Raw genomic sequence first — 18,183 nt, 5'->3', positions numbered from 1 at the left:
ACCCGCTGCGTCCGGTGTTAGGGTACGACACATTAATGTGTCTGCGCAGACACATATTGGAGTCGAAGGGATCAGCCGGTGCGTCGAAGTGGCCTGCGGGCAGTGGTCGCGTTGAGCGCTGCCGCACTTGCCATCAGTGCCTGCGCAGGGTCGCCTGTCGAACGACCCGATCGCATCGTTCTCGCCGACGGCCAGGAGCTCGGCGGTTACAACCCGGTCGCCGGTTACGGCGAACTCGGGGTCTCGCCGATCTATGAAGGCCTGCTCCGGCCGCAGGCCGACACCGACGACCGCTTGCCGGATCTCGTTCCGTCGCTGGCAACCTCCGGGCCCGCGCAGATGGGCCCGCGACAATGGCGACTACCGCTGCGGGCCGGGGTGAGGTTTTCGGACGGGTCAACCCTCGACTCGTCGGATGTGGTCACGACGTACGCCGCGGTGCGCAATCCTGTTGTGGCGTCGGAGATCTCCACCAACTTCACCCCCATCGTCGACATCAGGGCCGATGGACCGGGCGCTGTCGTGGTCACCATGAACACCGATGCAGACCCCTCCCCCTACCTCTTGCTCGGTATCGCCCCGTCGGAGAAGATCGAAGACGCCCCGGTCGCCGATTGGGCCCTGAACACCGCGCCGGTGGGCACCGGTCCGTACGAACTGGAAAGTCTGCGGCCCGATCAGGCGGTGATGACCGCACGCGAGGACTACTGGGGTGAGACCCCCGAGGTGACGTCGCTGGTGTTCACCTACACACCCGAGGACAACACCAGAGCTCAGCGAATCGCGGCCGGTGAGGTCGACGGCGCGAGTCTGCCTCCGAAAATGCTTGCGGCGGTGGCCGGTCGCGATGGTGTCGAGACGGTGGGCGTCCAATCCGCCGATTGGCGTGGGGTGTCGTTTCCCGCGCAGAACCCGTTCACTGCCGATCCGCGAGCCCGGCTGGCGATGAACCTCGGCATCGACCGCGAGGCCGTGATCACCGATGTCCTCGATGGCCACGGCCGCGCCGCCGGCACACCGGTCGCGGCGGTCTACGGCGACGCCTACGATCCCGACGCCGAGTTCGCGTTCGACGCCACCGGCGCCGAATCCGTACTCGATGCCGCAGGATGGGTCACAGGGCCGGCCGGCATACGTGAAAAGGACGGTCGAGAAGCCTCTTTCGAACTGCTCTACAACGCTCAGGACACCCTGCGTCGTGACCTGGCAGTCGCCTTCGCAGCTGCCATGAAGCCGCTCGGAATCGAGGTCACCCCCCGGGGCAGCAGTTGGGACGAGATCGAGACGTTGCTGGGTACCTCAGCGGTCGTGCTCGGCGGCGGAGCCACGCCGTACAGCATCGACTCCCAGGTGTACGACACGCTGCATACCCGCGTGCCGAATTCCTCGCCGTATTCGAATCCGGGCGACTTCGCCCCACCTGGAATGGATGCCTTGCTACAGCAGGCCCGCGAGTCGGCGCCGTCGCCGGAGAACGATGCGCGGTATCGGGACATCCAGTCGCTGTACAAGACCGCGCCGTCGTACGTGTTCCTCGTGTTCCTCGATCACACGTACGCCTATCGGGATCTGGGCTGGCAACAGAGCCCCCCGATCCTCGAACCGCACTCCCACGGGATCGCCTGGGGCCCGTGGTGGCATACCGCCGCATGGACGCGGTGAGCCGCCTCGCGCCTGCTGCGCGCCTGCTGGGCATCCGCACGCTGATCGCTGTTCCGGTGACGCTGGCGGTGTCGGCGGCGATGTTCGCGATCGCCTCACTGTCGCCTTTCGATCCGCTGGCGGTCTATCTCGGGGACAACTACCAGACGGCGACCCTGTCTCAGCGGCAGGCGGTGCGGGCCGCCTACGACACCGATGTCTCCTGGTACACGGCCTGGTGGCGCTGGCTCGGTGACCTGTTCACCGGCGACCTCGGCTGGTCGTCGACGCAGTCGCAATCCGTCGAGGCGGTTCTCACCCAGCGGATGCCCTTCACCCTGGGCCTGTCGGCCGCAGCCCTGATCGCCGCGACCCTCATCGCGGTCACCCTGGGCGCGTTGGCCGGGATGCGCCGCGGCGGAGTACTCGACAAGCTCTGCTCGGCGCTGTCGGCAACCTTCGCTGCAGTTCCGCCATTCGTGGTGTCGCTGGTGCTGGTGGCGGTGCTCGCCGTTGGCCTCGGCCTGTTCCCGACGTCGGGGGCCCGCTCACCAGGCGATCCGTACACGGTCGGCGGTCTCGTCGCCCACGCGGTACTTCCCTTTGTCGCACTGACCATCTCGCAGGTGCCGTGGCTGTTGCTGACCACGAGGGCTGCCGTCGTCGACACCGCGGGCACCGATGCCATCCGCGCCGCGCGTGCCCGCGGTATCCACGGCTGGGCCTTGCTCAAGGGTCACATCGTGCCATCCTCGATCGCGCCGACCCTGGCCCTGCTCGGCACCCGACTGCCCGAGGTGATCGCCGGCGCCGCCATCGTGGAGACGGTGTTCGGCTGGCCCGGCGTCGCGGCGGTGCTCGTCGAATCGGCGTCGGCTCTGGACTTCTCGCTGTTGGCCACCCTGACCGTCGGCGCAGCCCTGGCCGTACTGCTCGGCTCTGCCCTGTCCGACGCCGCGGCCACCGCGCTGGACCCCAGGATCGGGATGCGCGCGTGACCACCATGATCACCACACGACTGCGGCTCGGCTGGCCCTGGGTGCTGGTCGTAGCGATCGCGCTGCTCGCCATCGTCATACCGATGGCAGCGGGTGATCAGGTCGCCGATTTCGCTGCGGCCCTGCAGGCCCCGGGTTCGGGGCACCTGTTCGGCACCGACCATTCCGGCTATGACCTGCTGGTGAGAACCGCCCAGGGATTGCGGATCTCCCTGGTGATCGCCGCTATCTGCGCGGTGGCGGCGACGCTGCTCGGAGTGCTCGTCGGGGTCGGATCGATCGCGGCCGGCGGCTGGGTCGACGCCGTGGTGATGCGCATCGTCGACGGGGTCAACGCACTTCCCCACCTCGTCGTCGGGATCGTCATCGCCGCACTCTGGCGCGGTGATCCGCTGGCGATCATCCTGTCGATCTCTCTGACCCACTGGCCGTCGGTCGCGCGGGTCGTGCGGGCCGAACTGCTGTCGAACGCTGAAGCGGGATGGGTCAGATCGGCACGGCTCGCCGGCGCGAGTCGCTGGTTCGTCGCGCGCAACCACCTCCTTCCGGTGGTGGGCGGACAGGCCCTGGTCGCGATGATGATGCTGCTCCCCCACGCCGTCTGGCACGAGTCGACGTTGTCGTTCCTCGGAGTCGGACTGTCCCCCGACCGCGCGAGTCTCGGCACCCTACTCGGACAGGCGCGAGGCGATGTGATGCTCGGAGCATGGTGGACCCTCGTCGTCCCGGCCACGGCGCTGATCGTCACCGCACTCGCCTTCGCCGCCGGTGGCTCGATTCTGCGGAGGCAGATGCAACCCCCGGGAGGGCAGGTCTGGTGAGCGCCGCACACCTGCGCCGCTTCGGTGTGACGATCGCAACCCGCGGCAGACACCGCGATCGTGTGGTGGGTCTGCAGGGCGTCGACCTCGATGTGGAGGGTGGTCAGGTCACCGCGCTCGTCGGTGAATCGGGCTGCGGCAAATCTCTGGTGGCACTGGCGTTGTGCGGCTTGCTCCCGCCGGGATCGTCGGCAACCGGCGAACTGGTGATCGGCGACGATACCATCGCCTTCGACGACGAACGGCGGTGGCGTGCCCTGCGCGGACGGACGGTCGGCCTGGTCCCACAGTCGCCTGCGACGTCGTTCACGCCCGTCCGGACACTGGGATCACAACTCACCGAGGTCGTCCGGATCCTCGACAGTGACCGCGACGCCGCAGAATTGGCCGCCCTGGTCGGGCTTCCGAAGGACGCGTTGAGGTTGTACCCGCACGAACTGTCCGGGGGGATGGCCCAGCGCGCCGCCATCGCCGCGGCCATCGCCGGCAGGCCCGCGCTCGTCATAGCCGACGAACCCACCTCGGCACTAGACCCAGAGCTCGCAGACCTGGTGTGGAAGTTGCTGCGCGCGATCGCCGACGACGGCTGCGCGGTGCTGGTGGTCACGCACGAACTGAAGTCCTTGCTTCGCGCGCAGATCTGCGATTCCGTCGCTGTCATGCGCGCCGGCGAGGTCGTCCTGCAGGACGCCCCGGCGCGGGTGCTGTCCAGTGCCGACCGCTACATCGGCCGGTTGTTCGCAGGAGCGCAGGCATGATCTCCGCCGAGAACGTGACCGTCCGCTTCGGCGATCACATCGTGTTGGACGGCAAGGACTTCGCGGCCCCGGCCGGCGCGATCAGCGGCATCTATGGGCGCTCCGGAACGGGGAAGACCACTCTGCTGAGAGTGCTTGCCGGCCTCCGCCGCCCCGACGCGGGTACGGTGCGCTTCGATGGCGGCGCAGCAGCGCCTGCGGGGTCCATCGCGATGCTCGACCAGCACCCGCGGCTCGTCTGCAACCCGAGGTGGACGCTGACGCGCATCATCACCGAGCCGGGCGACATCGCCGACCGCCCCGTCGATCCGGTGTCGTTTGCCGAACGGACCGGGTTGGGCCGGGATCTGCTGTCCCGGTATCCCTCCCAGGTCAGCGACGGGCAATTGCAACGCGCATGCCTGGCCCGGGCGCTGGTACAGCACCCGCGTTATCTGATGTGCGACGAGCCCACCGCGATGCTCGACCCCATCGCATCCGCCGACGTGGTGGCGATGCTGCGGTCGGTCGCCGCCGCGGGCACCGGCATCGTGCTGGTGAGCCACGATCCTGACATCATCGACGAGTTGTGTTCGACCACAACCGAACTGCGCTGAGGGGTGCGGGGATCAGCTTTCCGCGAGTCCGCGGAGGAAGGCAGCGACGTCATCGTGGCCGGGCAGCAATCCCATCGAGCGGGCCTCGGACAGACTCGGGGCGTCGGTGTCTTTGTCCGACAACGTGAACTGCAGCGGTGAGCCGTCGCGGGCGGTGGTCGGGAACTCGATGCCGATCTCCGGATCGAGGGGGTGGATACCGTGTTCCCCGGTCGGGTTGTAACCGGTCGAGCACAGATAAGTGACCACAGAATCGTCTTCGAGCGAGACGAAGGCGTGGCCGAGTCCCTCACCCACATACACCGCACAGCGGTCGACGTCATCGAGGAGCACCCCGTCCCAGGCACCGAAGGTCGGCGACCCGACCCGGATGTCGACGACGACGTCGAAGATGGCCCCGCGCGGACAGCTCACGTACTTCGCTTGTCCCGGTGGGACATCAGCGAAGTGGACACCGCGCAACACACCCGCGGCCGACACCGACAGGTTTTGCTGCTGCAGGTCGAACGGGTGTCCGATGACCTCGGAGAGCACGTCAGCGCGAAAGGCTTCCATGAACAGGCCGCGCGGATCACCGAACTTCTTCGGGGTGATCTTCCAGGCGCCGTCGATGGCCAGTGGTTCGATCAGCATGAATGTCAGTGTTCCTTACCGCGTTCGAGGAGGTCGAGAAGGTAGGTGCCGTATCCCGACTTGGTCAGGCCCTGCGCCCGCGCGCGGAGCTGGTCGTCGTCGATGAATCCACGGCGCCATGCGACTTCTTCGGGGACGGCGATCTTGAGTCCTTGGCGTTCTTCGACGGTGCGGACGAAGTTGCCTGCGTCGAGCAGCGAGTCGAAGGTGCCGGTGTCGAGCCAGGCTGTGCCTCGTGGCAGCACTTCGACCTGGAGCAGGCCTTTGTCGAGGTAGGCGCGGTTGACGTCGGTGATCTCGTACTCGCCGCGCGCACTGGGCTCGAGGTTCGCCGCGATCTCGACGACGTTGTTGTCATAGAAATACAAACCGGGAACCGCGAAATTGGACTTGGGTTTCTCCGGCTTTTCTTGCAGATCGATCGCCGTGCCGTCGCTGTTGAAATCGACCACGCCATAAGCCTCGGGATTGCGCACCCAATAAGCGAAGACCGCGCCGCCCTCGATGTCATGGAACCGGCCCAGTTGCGAACCCAAACCGGGGCCGTAAAAAATATTGTCGCCGAGGACCAACGCGACCGAGTCGGAGCCGATGTGGTCGGCGCCCAGGACAAAGGCCTGCGCCAGGCCGTCAGGGCTTTCCTGAACCCGGTAGGTCAGAGTCAGCCCGAATTGGCTGCCGTCGCCGAGCAGTGATCGAAATGCCTGTTCATCATGCGGAGTGGTGATTATCAAGATTTCCCGAATACCCGCGAGCATCAGCGTCGTCAGCGGATAGTAGATCATCGGTTTGTCATAGACCGGGACCAATTGTTTGCTGACACCCTGAGTTATGGGATGCAGCCGAGTTCCGGTTCCCCCGGCCAGGATGATTCCACGCATACGTGACACCTTAAGGCCGGAGCCCGCCACATGACCGGTGACGATCTTGCTGGGTAAGGTTGCGGCAATCGAACGGAGGATTGTCATGCGGGTATTGATCACCGGTGGAGCGGGCTTCATCGGCGCGAACTTTGTGCACCGAACGCTCGCCACCCGGCCGGACGTGCAGGTCCGCGTCCTGGACGCGATGACCTACGCCGCCAACGCCGCATCCCTGGCCCCGGTCGCCGACCAGATCGAACTCATCGAAGGTGACATAGCCGACACCACCCTCGTCGACCGACTCGTCGCCGACACCGACCTCGTCGTCCACTTCGCCGCCGAATCCCACAACGACAACTCCCTCGCCGACCCCTCGGCCTTCGTCCACACCAACCTCGTCGGCACCTTCTCCCTCCTCGAAGCCGTCCGCACCCACGGCGTCCGCTACCACCACATCAGCACCGACGAGGTCTACGGCGACCTCGCCCTCGACGACCCCGCCCGCTTCACCGAAGCCACCGCCTACAACCCCTCGAGCCCCTACTCGGCCACCAAAGCCGGCAGCGACCTCCTCGTCCGCGCCTGGGTCCGCTCCTTCGGCATCGGGGCCACCATCTCCAACTGCTCCAACAACTACGGCCCCTACCAACACATCGAAAAATTCATCCCCCGCCAGATCACCAACGTCCTGGCCGGTATCCGCCCCAAGCTCTACGGCCACGGCACCAACGTCCGCGACTGGATCCACGTCCACGACCACAACGACGCCGTCTGGACCATCATCGACAAAGGCACCATCGGCGAGACCTACCTCATCGGCGCCGACGGCGAAGTCGACAACCGCACCGTCATCGAAACCATCCTCGAACTCACCGGCCAACCCACAGACGCCTTCGACTTCGTCACCGACCGCCCCGGCCACGACCTGCGCTACGCCATCGACTCACACCGCCTACGCACCGAACTCGGCTGGCAACCCCACTACACCGACTTCCGCAGCGGCCTCACCGACACCATCGCCTGGTACCGCAACAACCCCGACTGGTGGCAACCACTCAAAACCCAGGTCGAAAACAAATACGCCGCCACCGAGAAGGCGATCACCTAGCCGCCGACCGTGCCGAAACCACCGCCCCGTTCGGCGGAAGTCAGGTGGTGCGGAAGTCAGGTGGTGCGGAAGTAATCCACGGTTCGTCGAACACCCTCTGCGAGGGCGACTTCAGGCCGCCAGCCGAGGACGTCACCTGCCAGCGATCCGTCGATCGCCGATTCCCGGACGTCGCCGAGGCGTGCCGGTTCGAACGTGGGATCGTCTGCAGCGCCCGCAGATTCGGCGACCAGAGTGTGCAGCTCACGGTCGGAGGTCTGGACCCCGGTTCCGACGTTGAACCGCGTACCCCCACCGGCAGCACCCGAGGCCAGTACGAATGCAGCGACGACGTCGTCGACGAAGACGTAGTCACGGGTGTTGCCGCCGTCCCCGAACAACTTGGTCGGGGTACCGGCCAGCAGGTTGCGGGCGAAGATCGCGACCACGCCTGCCTCTCCGTGCGGATCCTGGCGCGGCCCATAGACATTCGCCGGAGCGATGTGGGAGCAGTCGAGTCCGTAGAGCGATCGGTACATGTTCAGGTAGACCTCGCCGCTCACCTTCGCCGCGGCGTAGGGACTCATCGGCGCGACAGGAGCGGACTCGGTGACCGGAAGGTGTTCCGGCGAACCGTATATCGAGCCACCGGACGAGGTGAAGACGACCTTTCGGACTCCGGCCAGTCGCGCCGCCTCGGCCAGACGTACCGTACCGAGGACGTTGACCTGTGCATCGAACACCGGATCGGCCACCGACGCCCGGACGTCGATCTGGGCGGCCAGGTGGAAGATGACCTCGGGTTTCGCGTGCGCCACGACAGCATCGAGATCGAGGGCGGTGAGGTCGCCCTCGATCACCTCGGCACCCGCGGCGATGGCAGCAGCGAGGTTCTGCCTGCTTCCCCGCGAAAAATCATCGAGCACAACGACGTCGTTGCCGTCGGCCAACAGGCGGTCGGTCAAGGTCGATCCGATGAATCCGGCACCGCCGGTGACCATGGTGCGCATCAGTGGCCTCCGTTCCGTACGTCCTCGGTGACCTCGAAGATGGTCACATCTCCCTGCCGATAGATCTCCCGCAAGCCAGGGGCGCCCGCGTCGCGCAGCGTCAGGAATGGGTCGCCGAAGATGCCCTCGGCCAGATTCTGCGGACCGTTCTGGAACCACCAGTAGCTCGGCGGGCTGTCGAAGACGTAGCGGATGTTCAGGTCGCGCACGGTTTGGTCGATGGCCGGGTCGCTTCCGATCTTTCCCACATTCCAGTAGAGGTCGGCCTGGCGTTGGCTGAAATCGTTGGCCCGGTAGAACGGAAAGAGCGGCGTCAGATCGGCGACCGGATACATCCAACCGCTGCCCTGATCGAGGTTGTTCAAGATCACCGTGTCCTGTGCCCCCGGCTGCTGTGCCAGCCACTTGTAGGCGGCCACGTCCTCGAGCCCGATCCGGGCCTCACTCCGGTACTGCGTCGCGATTGCGCCGTTGTCTGCGTACCGGACGGCACCTGCACCCATGACCAACAGCAACGCCACCAGCGTCGCGGCCGGGAGCAGGAGCGGACTACGCAGTCGGTCGGTGCGGTCGAGTAGCCGGACCGCCCCCAGCACCAGCACCCCGACCCCGATACCTGCAGCGATCGCGGTGAAGATCGACACCACGAAGGTCAGGCGGTGCGGGGAGTTGTAGAAGTACCCGCCGAGGGTGCCGAGAACTCGGGAGACCGGACCGCCGATCTCGTAGATGGCGTTGGTGGTCGCGGCGATGAACAGCAGCCACGCTGCGGCGACGGCCCAGTTCCGCGACCAGATCAGCCAGCCGAACCCGATGGCGGCCGGGATCAGCAGATAGAGCAACGGGTACTGGTGCCCGAGCAGTTCCGTGCCCTGGAACGTCGCCCGGGTCAGCGCGGTCGCCAGATTCGCCTGATCGTCGCGGAACTCGAATCCTGCCAGTTCGTTGTTCTCGGAGATCTTCAACGTCCCGATGATGACCGGACTGATCAGGACCAGGGCGATTACCCCGGTGACAGCCAACGTCGCGATGTCGGCCAGGCGGCCACGGACCGGGTTCGGGAGCAGCTGCAGCAGCCACCACAGCCCGACGATGACTGCTACGACCACCAGACCGGACGGGTGGGTGGCCGCAGTGCCCGCGATGGCCAATGCCGCGGGCAGGATTCGCCTGCGATCACTGATCGCCGTGGTCACCAGCACAGCCGTCACCGGCGCGAGCGAGACGCCGACGGCATTCGGCACCGAGGTGAAGGCGAGTTCGACGTACGGCAACGACGGGAACGCCGCGGTGATCGCGGCGCAGACGGCGGCGAAGACGGCTGCCTGATCGGGGGCCAGCCTGGCGCGGCCGAGCCAGTACGCCGTGGCGCCGACGCTGATCGGCAAGGTGAACGCCAGAACCGCAGGCGAGTACACGTTGTAGAGCTCGACCGTGTCCGCACCGGTCAGCGGGTACAGCAGCGACCCGAGCGCATGCCAGGTGTTGGGGTAGTAGTTGAAGCCGTGGGTGTCGTAGTTCATCAGGTCACCCATGTGCAGTGCCGATGCATCGCCCGTCTGATGGATCCACTGCAGCGCGTCCGCGTGCCAGAGCGCGTCCCACACCTGCGAGATGTTGTTCAGCCCGAGGAACGTGGTGCCCATCAGCCTGCGGATCGAGGTGAGCACGATGATGGCCGCACCGAGCAGGACACCGGCGATCATCCCGAGGAGCGCCGGCCTGCCGAGTCGCGGAGCGTCGGCGTCGACAGGCGAGGGCGCCGGCAATCCGATCCTGCGGCCGACGAGGTCCCAGCCCCAGGCGATGAGCCAGCACACCAGGACCATGAGCAGCGCTGTGAGCAGATTCCAGGGGATGCCGATGGCTCCGTACAGCACCGTGAACACGCCGACCATGCCCAAGGTCAGTGGCGCGGACACCGCCACCGCGATCGGCCAGGGTAACGCCATCCGCCGACCGACGAGCGCACCGGGCACGATCAAGATCACAGCGGTGACCGCCGTGACCCAAGCGGCCAACAGCATGCAATTCCCATTCGTCGTCTACAGGTTCACGTTGAACCTTAAACGAGGCCGCCTCGGCACTACCGTGGGCTCATGGACTGGCCGCGCCGTATCCCGACGATCGCCGATGACGTGATCACGCTGCGCCCGCTCGAGGCGGGTGACATCCCGTCGGTGCTCGCAGCCAGCCAGGATCCGGTCACCGCGGAATTCACCGTCGTACCGCAGCCCTACACCGAGGCGGACGCCCGCGATTTCGTCGAGAGCAGATCGACCCGGGTGTGGCCGGGTTTCGACCTCGCCATCGTCGATTCCGGTAATCACTTCCTCGGTCTGTGCGGGCTGCGTGCCGAGGACGAAGACGATGTCACCAAGATCGGGTATTCGGTGGCGCCGCACGCCCGGGGCCGGGGCGTGGCCACCCGCGCGACGCGGCTGCTCATCGGGTATTCGTGGCAGATCGGGGCCGTCCGTGTCGGTCTCGACGCGTATGCCTCGAATACGGCCTCGCGCACCGTTGCCCACAGATGCGGCTTCGTCGAAGAGGGGGTGCTGCGTTCGGCTGTCCTCGGCCGGAACGGCACGCGCCACGATCTGGTGGTGCACGGACTCCTGCGGACCGACCCGGGCGCGATCTGACCTCTGTCGGTCTTGTCAGAAGCTTTCGGCCGGAACGGTGTCGGGGTCTTCGACCACCCGCTCCTTCGAGAGCAGGAAGTACGACGCGACGAGGCCCACCGCGAATACCGCTGCTGCGGCATAGAATCCGATCGCGATGGCGTCCGCCGAGTTGTCGATGATCTCCTGCTTCGGATTTCGGCTCGCGTGGGCCGCCTGGGTGCCCTCGCGTTGCTGGGCCAGCACGATCGCGCCGATCACCGCGACACCGAGCGTGCCGCCGAGTTGACGAACGGTCTGCACGATGCCCGAGGCCTGCGCGCGTTCGGCGGCCCCGACCCGACCGAGGGCGTCGGTGTTGACCGGCGAGAACACCAGCCCCAGGCCGAACCCGGTGATCACCATGCCCGGTATCTGCACCACGTACTCGAGTTGCGAGAAGGTGGCCGCCCAGACGACCACACCCACCGTGGCCACCGCCATGCCGGCGATCACCGGTGGCCGAACCCCCTGCTTGTCGTACCAGCGACCGGCCAGCTGAGCGCCCACCGCCAGGGGAAAGATCAGTGGCAATGCAGCGACGCCTGCCATCATCGGGCTGTAGCCCAGCAGATCCTGCACGTAGAGAGTCGAGTAGAGAACGATCGCGAGCAGACTGAACTGGGTTGCGAACAGCACCGTCACGTTGCCGAGGAATGCCCGGCGCGCAAGCATCTGGACCTGCACGAGCGGGTCGGGCGTCTTGAGCTGCGACCAGACGAAGATCGCCGTCACCAAGATCCCGGCCGCCAGGAGTCCCAGCGTCTTCGTCGACCCCCATCCCCACGTGCCCGCCTGCTGGATGGCATACACACTCACGCCGAGACCGATGATCATCAGCGCCACCGGGATCGGCTTGATCACCGACGACGGCTGCTTCGCATTGTCGGGACGGGCCCTGGCCACCAGCAGCAACGCGATGATCCCGACCGGCACGTTGAGCCAGAACACCGCACGCCAGCTGACCCATTCGGTGAGTGCGCCGCCGAGCAGCGGGCCGACAGCCAGAAAGATCTGGCTGATGCCCACGTAGACGGCCATTGCCTTCCCGCGCATGGACAGCGGGAATGCGCCCATCACGATGGTCGCGCTCACCGGCATCATCAGCGCCGCTCCCAGCCCCTGGGTCGAGCGGGCGATGATGATCCATTCCTCGCCGAACGAGCCGGACGGGGCGAGCCCGCACATCGCCGAAGCAAGGAAGAAAATGACCACGCCTGCGCGGAAGGTGGTGACGGGACCGTATTTGGCTCCCAGCTTGCCGCCGAGCGCCACGGTCGCGGCCATCGCGAGTACGTAGGCGTTGACCACCCACTGCTGACCGGTCGGCGACAGTGGCAGTTCCCGGGTCATCGTCGGCAATGCGACAGTGACGACGGTCTGATCGAGCATGATCATCGACAGGCTGCCGGTCATCGCTACCAGCGTCAGCCAGCTGTTACGGGTCGGGACGGCCGGGGCCTGCGGAGCGGTCATGGGCGATCACCTTTGCGGGGAGGATCAAGCAAATGCTTGAATCATAATCGCTGATCAGAGGGGCAGCGAGCGTTCTCGCGGTCCGTCGACACCGCGCACGCGACGGAACCATTCGAGTCCGAAGGCTGCACGCAGTTCGTCCTCGGTCATGCCCAGAAAAGGCCCGAAGTCACCGATCTGGGTCGCGTGAGCCACCATGGCCGCGCGCTTGGCGGTCATGTACTCGCTGACGTCGACCTCGGTGGTGATGTCGGCGTCCGGCAACCCGATGGTCGACAGATCGATCGACGCGTCCTCCTCCGTCCACTTCGGGTTCGACCGGATCAGTTTCTGCATGTGGTCACGGTTGACCACGCTCTCGTACACGTATGCAGTACCGGCGATCTCGGCAGCGCGACGACCCACGTGATGGACTTGGATGTGGTCGGGATGTCCGTAGCCGCCGTTGCTGTCGTAGATGGTCACGACATCGGCCTGTTCCTCGAGGAGCACGTCTGCCAATTGCTGCGCGGCCTCGTCGACCCCGATGTTCATGAACGCCAGCGGATTCGCGTTCTCCGCGGTGCCGGCCATCCCCGAATCTGCATATCCGAACATCACCAGGCGATGTACCCCAAGGATCTTCGCCGACTCCTCGAGTTCGTTTCGACGGCGATCCGCCAACGCCTCGCCCTCGTCGAGTATCCCTTCGGGGAACTCCCCCACCGCGCCATCGGTCGCCGTCACCAGCACCACTCGATGGCCGGCATCGGCGGCCGCGCGCATCACGCCACCGGTGCTGAACACCTCATCGTCCGGATGCGCATGAAAACTCACCAAAACGCTCATGACCGAACTCCCACCGATTGTTGCGCACGCGACCACGGACGAAGACGCCAGTCTACCCAGCGGTCGTCGATTTCTTCGCTGCCGCCGCGGCCCGCGTTGCCGGTGCGACTCGGGCATGAAAGCCCAGGACGGCCAGGCCACCGAGCAGGGAAACAGCCGCTGCCACCACCGCTGCCACATTCCACCCGGCGATCAGGCCTTCTGCCGACGAGCCGGCCCGGGGATGAGTCGCGATCACTGCGACGACGGTGACCCCGATGGCCGACCCGACATATCGCGCGGTGTTGTTGGCGCCACTACCCATTCCGCCGCGACCCGGCGGAACGCTCGCCACCGCCTCTCGTCCGAGTGCGGCGTTGACCACACCGGAGGCGACGCCGGCGACGATCAGGCCCGGTAAGAACCGGGCCCAGCCCGAGCTCTCGTCGATTCCGGCCAGTCCCAGCAGTCCCGCCGCGATCCCGACCAGGCCGAGTGCCAATTGCACCCGGCCGGGCACCCGCGGCGAGATGCGTCGCGCCAACAGAGCGGTCACCACGCTCGTTGCCGACCACGAGAACAACAACCACGCGGCGCCGACCGCCGAGATCCCCAGCGCCGCGCCCAGAAAGCCCGACATGAACGACATCACCGCGATGACACCCGCGCCGGTGACGAACGCTGCCGTTGTCGCCGCCACAAACGCGGGTGATCGGAGCAGCGCGAGGTCCACCATCGATGTCGTGCTGCGGTATTCGACGAACCAGAACGCTGCCAGGACAACACCGGCAGCCACGAACAGGACGATGACCGTCGGTTCAGACCAGCCCTGCCTGCCCTCGACCAGCGCGGCCAGCAAGGCACTGATCCCTCCCGCGAACAGCACGGCCCCGGGCAGATCCAGACCCCGGCGGTGCTCCGACCGCGACTCCCGTACCAGCTTTTCCGCCGCGACCGCGAGGATCACGGCAGCGGCGACAAGGACCCAATAGGCGTCGTGCCAGCTGTGCACCCGTTCCAGCAGCGCAGACAGTAGCGGTCCGATCGCGATACCCGCGCCGACACTGGCTCCCCAGATGCCGCTGGCGGCCGCACGTGCGGGCCCGGGTGCGAAGGTGTGCGCGATGATGCCGAGGCTGGATGCGATCACCGCCGCGCCCCCGACCCCGACCACGACCCGCGTCAACACGAAGGCGACGACGTCCGGGACGAGAACACCCACGACCGACCCGGCCGCGACCACGAGCAAGCCGATCACCAACGTGCGGCGGCGACCGAAGTCGTCCGCGATCGTCCCGGTGGACAGCAGAGCCGCAGCAAGGCCGATGCTCATCGAGCTCAGGATCCAGGTGGTTCCCGACACCCCGGCGTCGAGGGAGGCCGCGGTGGCGTTGATCGTCGACAGCGGCGCGGTGAACGCGACCAGGACCAGCAAGGTGCCCAGGGCCGAGACGACGAGCGAGCGCCGTGCCTGCACTGCGGTGTCCTGAACATCCGAACTGGTCATGGCCGCCCTTTGGTCTGATCACCGAACTATCACGAAAAGTTATCACAAGGTCTGGTGAACAGACCATCGGTGTAGAGTTGCGGGCCATGGCACTCGGCACCGATTACGACACGCAGGACTGCTCGCTGGCGCGTGCCCTGGAAATCGTCGGCGAACGCTGGACGATGCTCATCCTGCGCGAGTGCTTCTTCGGGGTCCGCCGTTTCACCGACTTCCAGCAGCGCCTCGACATCTCCAAAGCGGTACTGACCCAGCGCCTTTCGGCCCTGATCGACGCGGGAGTGCTCGAACGGGCGCCCCGTGGAGGCCGCACCGACTACGTGCTCACCGCCGCCGGCCTGGACCTGTGGCCGGCACTGCACGCACTGATCCGCTGGGGTGATGGTCGATCCGATCCGACGCGGCGCCGCCGAATTTTCTCTCATAGTGCCTGCGGCACCGACATCGACGAGTTCGGCCGCTGTCCGCAGTGCGCGGGGGTGCCCGGTGCGCCCGAATTGCTCGTACGTCCCGGACCAGGGCTCGGCGCGGCGACCCGAACAGACCCCATCTCCATGGCCCTCCGATCCGAGCGCCCGCTGCTCACCCCGTTCTGACACAGATGCACACGTTTCGGTCATATGCACACGTTGCGACGTGTGCATATGACCGAACGGTGTGCTTTTGTGTGAGTGCCAAAAGGCCCCCACAGTGGGGGGCCTTTTCGTGGAGCCGCCTGCGAGAATCGAACTCGCGACCTTTTCATTACGAGTGAAGCGCTCTACCGACTGAGCTAAGGCGGCGTGCTGCGCGAGGCAGCGAGAGCCAGTCTATCGAGCACGATCGGCGAGCACCAAACCGGCTCAACCGACTGGGGTCCGCACCGGTATCAAGCCCAGGTCAATGGCCCTGCGAACGAGGTACCGCGCGGCGGCGATCTTGGTGGGTCGATCCGTCGTCGCGGTGGTGACCTCGAACGCGTTGCGAATGAGGGCCGAACCGACGAAGCCCAACCAGACCTCCTCGAGGTCGACTGCCATCCCTTCGTCATGAAGGCCCAGGAGGTACGCCGCCACGATCGAGTCGATGACGCCGGCGCCCATCCCGACAACGGGGCTGTGGCGCCCGAAGATCAACTGGCCCAGGTCATAACCAAGCGCATGTCGTGGGGTCAGCGCGAGATCGATGAGCACCACCGCTTCCCAGTCGACGGGGTCGACGACGACGTTGTCCGGAGCGGCGTCCCCGTGCACCGGGGTGTGACGCACCTGGAGAACGCGATCGAGCACCTCGTCCAAGTGCTCTCCGACCCAGCGCAGGTCATCGCCCAGGTCAGTCGGCATCACATCCTCTGACACATCGCGCAGTGGCCCCCCAAGAAGCGGCAGGTCACCACCCTGAACCCGGTTGCGGGCGATCATCGTCAGCGCGAAGGAGTCGTCGAACCGCTCCGACAACGGCGAGCCCGCGCTGTCCCTGCGGGCCGCCAACGCGCCCAGCAACCGAGCTGCGGTGACGAATTCGGTTGCAGCGGTGAAAGTCCGGACCTCGCCGAGATCTTCCAGCCACATCGATCGCAGGCTCTCACCGTGCCACTGCGTGGCGAGCAGGCCCACCGTCCTCAGACCCGCGGGGCAGAGGTCGGCGACCTCGCACACAACCTCAGGGTCGTCCGACCACGGGAATTGGTGGATGAACATGGCCTGGGCGTCCGGCGGGAGTTGGGCCAGGATCGGCCAGTCCCGGGGGTGTCGGAGCAACTTGACGACGGCGGTTCCCTCTCCGCGGTCACCGTTCAGGCGAGCCCGCCACAATCCTGCGGTCCCGGGCGCTTCCACGTCGACATCGAGCGGCCGACATTCATAGGTCGAACAGTCACCGATCCCGAGTTGGGCAGCCACAGTCTGCAGCGTGTGATCGGTCGGCGTCGGCATCTCGATCATCGCGGGCCCCCAGTACGAAATTGGTAAACTAAGTTGATAATAAAGTATGTTGACTACATGGCACAAGAGCACGGGCCACCTCACCTCGCCGAGTTGATGAGTGGCGCCTTCGAGCGATTTCGGATCGACCTCCAGGGGCAGATGGGATCCATTGCCCCTCTGCGGGTGTCCCATCTGCGCTTACTCGACTCGGTCGACGACCACGGAACCCGGCCCAGCGCGCTCGCCGATCGGAGCCGGATCACCCGGCAGGGCGTTTCCCAGCTACTTGCACACCTCGAGACGCACGGTTTCGTCAGCTCAATTCGAGATCCTGCGGACCGTCGCGCCACACTGGTCACCCCCACCGCAGCAGGTGCCGCGATGAAGTCCCGGACGGCTACCGCGATGGCCGCGGTCGAGGCGCAGTGGCAGCAGCGGCTCGGCCGCAACCGCTACCTCGAGTTCACGAACTGCCTGAAGGAGGTGGCGGCTGCCGATCAGTAGGGTTGCCACATGGAGGTTCGATGACGAAACGCACGGCACCCGAGGACACCGAACGCGCGGTCATCGCACTGGCGACGAGGGCGCTCCGGGATCTCGGTATCGAGGTCGAGGCCGTCGACGACCCCGAGTACGGGGACGTGTTCTTGCTGGGCCCCGACGGCGAGCGCTACTTCTTGCAGAACCTCGTCGCCGCCTGCCGGACCCTCCCCGAGAGCGGATGGTCCGCGCACATCGGGACACATTTCGCCAGGCATCTGGAAGGGCGCTCGGCCCCCGACGCCGAGGAATTGTCCGAGCCCGACCTGCTGACCGAAGTCCGTACCCGGCTTCAGCCCGTCGAGGTGGGCGCCGACCCACAGCTGTCGATGACGTACGCCCGCCGGTTCAGCGACGACCTGGTCACCCACCTGTGCCGCGACCTGCCGACCACCGTCGAGACCCTCACCGACAGCAGCCTGCAGGGCCGCGACCTCGACCTGCTCTACCAGGCCGGCCAGCGCAATACCGACGCCGAACCCTATGCCACCCAACAGATCCCGATCGACGGCACGCCGGGGATCACAGCACTGGTCGGCGACTCGTTCTTCATAGCCACCAAAGCGCTGAACATGCGGCGGATCATCGCTACCGAACTCGGGGAGGCCGAGCACGGCGTGGTGTTCAGCGTCCCGCACCGCCACCTGCTCATGGTGCACCCCGTCACCAACCTCAAGTCCACCCTCGCGGTGAAGGAGATGGTGGGCTACACCCTCGGACAGGTCGCCGAGGCCCCGGGCGGCAACATCAGCCCGCACACCTACTTCTGGTACGGCGATCAGGTACAGCAGATCACCCGCATCGACCCCGATGAGAACTCCATGGTCATCGAAAGCCAGGGAATGTTCGGCGACGCCCTCGCCCTGTTCAGCTGACCCG

18 protein-coding genes and 1 tRNA gene are annotated in these 18,183 nt (G+C 66.3%); 10 read left to right on the top strand and 9 right to left on the bottom strand.

Annotated features, from left to right (window positions below; genetic code table 11):
* Nucleotides 1–78 precede the first annotated feature (78 nt).
* Genes BH683_RS25955 through BH683_RS25935 form a run of 5 tightly spaced genes read left to right on the top strand, consistent with a single transcriptional unit; the run spans nt 79 to nt 4,814 of the window.
* Nucleotides 79–1,662 (top strand): ABC transporter substrate-binding protein, encoded by a 1,584-nt coding sequence (locus tag BH683_RS25955; protein WP_084839168.1) that lies wholly within the window; start codon nt 79–81, stop codon nt 1,660–1,662.
* Nucleotides 1,650–2,639: an ABC transporter permease gene (locus BH683_RS25950; RefSeq protein WP_084839264.1), complete on the top strand. Its 990-nt coding sequence runs from the start codon at nt 1,650–1,652 to the stop codon at nt 2,637–2,639. Before BH683_RS25955 ends, BH683_RS25950 begins: the two co-directional genes overlap by 13 nt.
* A gap of 5 nt (nt 2,640–2,644) precedes the next feature.
* Complete coding sequence (locus BH683_RS25945; RefSeq protein ID WP_084839263.1) at nt 2,645–3,460, top strand: ABC transporter permease; 816 nt, start codon at nt 2,645–2,647, stop codon at nt 3,458–3,460.
* A complete protein-coding gene (locus BH683_RS25940) occupies nt 3,457–4,218 on the top strand; it encodes an ATP-binding cassette domain-containing protein (RefSeq protein WP_246833597.1) in 762 nt (253 codons plus the stop codon). Before BH683_RS25945 ends, BH683_RS25940 begins: the two co-directional genes overlap by 4 nt.
* Nucleotides 4,215–4,814, top strand: a complete 600-nt coding sequence (locus BH683_RS25935) for an ATP-binding cassette domain-containing protein (RefSeq protein WP_084839167.1) — start codon at nt 4,215–4,217, stop codon at nt 4,812–4,814. The genes BH683_RS25940 and BH683_RS25935 overlap by 4 nt, the downstream gene beginning before the upstream one ends.
* A gap of 12 nt (nt 4,815–4,826) precedes the next feature.
* Here the strand turns inward: BH683_RS25935 and rfbC are convergent, their stop codons facing one another.
* Complete coding sequence (gene rfbC / locus BH683_RS25930; RefSeq protein ID WP_084839166.1) at nt 4,827–5,447, bottom strand: dTDP-4-dehydrorhamnose 3,5-epimerase; 621 nt, start codon at nt 5,445–5,447, stop codon at nt 4,827–4,829.
* Nucleotides 5,448–5,452: 5 nt separating this feature from the next.
* Complete coding sequence (rfbA, locus tag BH683_RS25925; RefSeq protein WP_084839262.1) at nt 5,453–6,328, bottom strand: glucose-1-phosphate thymidylyltransferase RfbA; 876 nt, start codon at nt 6,326–6,328, stop codon at nt 5,453–5,455.
* An 85-nt stretch (nt 6,329–6,413) separates the two neighbouring features.
* Here rfbA and rfbB point away from each other — a divergent pair, with 85 nt between their 5' ends.
* Nucleotides 6,414–7,418, top strand: coding sequence for a dTDP-glucose 4,6-dehydratase (rfbB, locus tag BH683_RS25920; RefSeq protein WP_084839165.1), 1,005 nt, complete (start codon nt 6,414–6,416; stop codon nt 7,416–7,418).
* Between the two features lie 56 nt (nt 7,419–7,474).
* Here rfbB and BH683_RS25915 read toward each other — a convergent pair whose 3' ends face one another.
* Complete coding sequence (locus tag BH683_RS25915; RefSeq protein ID WP_084839164.1) at nt 7,475–8,407, bottom strand: NAD-dependent epimerase/dehydratase family protein; 933 nt, start codon at nt 8,405–8,407, stop codon at nt 7,475–7,477.
* Nucleotides 8,407–10,434 (bottom strand): DUF6541 family protein, encoded by a 2,028-nt coding sequence (locus BH683_RS25910; RefSeq protein ID WP_084839163.1) that lies wholly within the window; start codon nt 10,432–10,434, stop codon nt 8,407–8,409. The genes BH683_RS25915 and BH683_RS25910 overlap by 1 nt, the downstream gene beginning before the upstream one ends.
* 72 nt (nt 10,435–10,506) lie before the next feature.
* Here BH683_RS25910 and BH683_RS25905 point away from each other — a divergent pair, with 72 nt between their 5' ends.
* On the top strand, nt 10,507–11,052 hold the full coding sequence (locus BH683_RS25905; RefSeq protein ID WP_084839162.1) for a GNAT family N-acetyltransferase: 546 nt from the start codon (nt 10,507–10,509) through the stop codon (nt 11,050–11,052).
* A 15-nt stretch (nt 11,053–11,067) separates the two neighbouring features.
* Here the strand turns inward: BH683_RS25905 and BH683_RS25900 are convergent, their stop codons facing one another.
* Genes BH683_RS25900 through BH683_RS25890 form a run of 3 tightly spaced genes read right to left on the bottom strand, consistent with a single transcriptional unit; the run spans nt 11,068 to nt 14,860 of the window.
* Nucleotides 11,068–12,546 (bottom strand): MFS transporter, encoded by a 1,479-nt coding sequence (locus BH683_RS25900; RefSeq protein ID WP_084839161.1) that lies wholly within the window; start codon nt 12,544–12,546, stop codon nt 11,068–11,070.
* A gap of 54 nt (nt 12,547–12,600) precedes the next feature.
* Entirely contained in the window at nt 12,601–13,374 is a 774-nt protein-coding gene (locus BH683_RS25895; RefSeq protein WP_084839160.1) for a PIG-L family deacetylase, read from the bottom strand.
* Between the two features lie 52 nt (nt 13,375–13,426).
* Nucleotides 13,427–14,860: an MFS transporter gene (locus BH683_RS25890; RefSeq protein WP_084839159.1), complete on the bottom strand. Its 1,434-nt coding sequence runs from the start codon at nt 14,858–14,860 to the stop codon at nt 13,427–13,429.
* Between the two features lie 86 nt (nt 14,861–14,946).
* On the opposite strand from BH683_RS25890, the gene BH683_RS25885 reads away from it, so the two are divergent.
* Nucleotides 14,947–15,456: a helix-turn-helix domain-containing protein gene (locus BH683_RS25885; RefSeq protein WP_084839158.1), complete on the top strand. Its 510-nt coding sequence runs from the start codon at nt 14,947–14,949 to the stop codon at nt 15,454–15,456.
* 110 nt (nt 15,457–15,566) lie between these two features.
* Here the strand turns inward: BH683_RS25885 and BH683_RS25880 are convergent.
* Together BH683_RS25880 and BH683_RS25875 are read right to left on the bottom strand one after the other, a co-directional pair.
* Nucleotides 15,567–15,642 (bottom strand) — tRNA-Thr (locus tag BH683_RS25880).
* Nucleotides 15,643–15,702: 60 nt separating this feature from the next.
* Nucleotides 15,703–16,782 (bottom strand): phosphotransferase, encoded by a 1,080-nt coding sequence (locus tag BH683_RS25875; protein ID WP_084839157.1) that lies wholly within the window; start codon nt 16,780–16,782, stop codon nt 15,703–15,705.
* Between the two features lie 57 nt (nt 16,783–16,839).
* Here BH683_RS25875 and BH683_RS25870 point away from each other — a divergent pair, with 57 nt between their 5' ends.
* Both BH683_RS25870 and BH683_RS25865 read left to right on the top strand, forming a co-directional pair.
* Nucleotides 16,840–17,268 (top strand): MarR family transcriptional regulator, encoded by a 429-nt coding sequence (locus tag BH683_RS25870; protein ID WP_084839156.1) that lies wholly within the window; start codon nt 16,840–16,842, stop codon nt 17,266–17,268.
* Between the two features lie 20 nt (nt 17,269–17,288).
* Complete coding sequence (locus tag BH683_RS25865; RefSeq protein ID WP_084839155.1) at nt 17,289–18,179, top strand: hypothetical protein; 891 nt, start codon at nt 17,289–17,291, stop codon at nt 18,177–18,179.
* Nucleotides 18,180–18,183: the final 4 nt, after the last annotated feature.

It is taken from the genome of Williamsia sp. 1138 (assembly GCF_002095435.2).
Lineage (GTDB): Bacteria > Actinomycetota > Actinomycetes > Mycobacteriales > Mycobacteriaceae > Williamsia.
Note: the sequence above shows the minus strand (reverse complement) of the source record. Positions and strands in the feature narration are given on the sequence as shown.

What these genes read in the sequence shown, in the direction of transcription:
- BH683_RS25900 (WP_084839161.1), bottom strand. Translation starts at nt 12,546, where the DNA reads ATGACCGCTCCGCAGGCCCCGGCCGTCCCGACCCGTAACAGCTGGCTG.
- rfbC (WP_084839166.1), bottom strand. Translation starts at nt 5,447, where the DNA reads ATGCTGATCGAACCACTGGCCATCGACGGCGCCTGGAAGATCACCCCG.
- BH683_RS25910 (WP_084839163.1), bottom strand. Translation starts at nt 10,434, where the DNA reads ATGCTGTTGGCCGCTTGGGTCACGGCGGTCACCGCTGTGATCTTGATC.
- BH683_RS25870 (WP_084839156.1), top strand. Translation starts at nt 16,840, where the DNA reads ATGGCACAAGAGCACGGGCCACCTCACCTCGCCGAGTTGATGAGTGGC.
- BH683_RS25950 (WP_084839264.1), top strand. Translation starts at nt 1,650, where the DNA reads ATGGACGCGGTGAGCCGCCTCGCGCCTGCTGCGCGCCTGCTGGGCATC.
- BH683_RS25885 (WP_084839158.1), top strand. Translation starts at nt 14,947, where the DNA reads ATGGCACTCGGCACCGATTACGACACGCAGGACTGCTCGCTGGCGCGT.
- BH683_RS25890 (WP_084839159.1), bottom strand. Translation starts at nt 14,860, where the DNA reads ATGACCAGTTCGGATGTTCAGGACACCGCAGTGCAGGCACGGCGCTCG.
- BH683_RS25895 (WP_084839160.1), bottom strand. Translation starts at nt 13,374, where the DNA reads ATGAGCGTTTTGGTGAGTTTTCATGCGCATCCGGACGATGAGGTGTTC.
- BH683_RS25945 (WP_084839263.1), top strand. Translation starts at nt 2,645, where the DNA reads ATGATCACCACACGACTGCGGCTCGGCTGGCCCTGGGTGCTGGTCGTA.
- BH683_RS25905 (WP_084839162.1), top strand. Translation starts at nt 10,507, where the DNA reads ATGGACTGGCCGCGCCGTATCCCGACGATCGCCGATGACGTGATCACG.
- rfbB (WP_084839165.1), top strand. Translation starts at nt 6,414, where the DNA reads ATGCGGGTATTGATCACCGGTGGAGCGGGCTTCATCGGCGCGAACTTT.
- BH683_RS25935 (WP_084839167.1), top strand. Translation starts at nt 4,215, where the DNA reads ATGATCTCCGCCGAGAACGTGACCGTCCGCTTCGGCGATCACATCGTG.
- BH683_RS25875 (WP_084839157.1), bottom strand. Translation starts at nt 16,782, where the DNA reads ATGATCGAGATGCCGACGCCGACCGATCACACGCTGCAGACTGTGGCT.
- BH683_RS25865 (WP_084839155.1), top strand. Translation starts at nt 17,289, where the DNA reads ATGACGAAACGCACGGCACCCGAGGACACCGAACGCGCGGTCATCGCA.
- rfbA (WP_084839262.1), bottom strand. Translation starts at nt 6,328, where the DNA reads ATGCGTGGAATCATCCTGGCCGGGGGAACCGGAACTCGGCTGCATCCC.
- BH683_RS25915 (WP_084839164.1), bottom strand. Translation starts at nt 8,407, where the DNA reads ATGCGCACCATGGTCACCGGCGGTGCCGGATTCATCGGATCGACCTTG.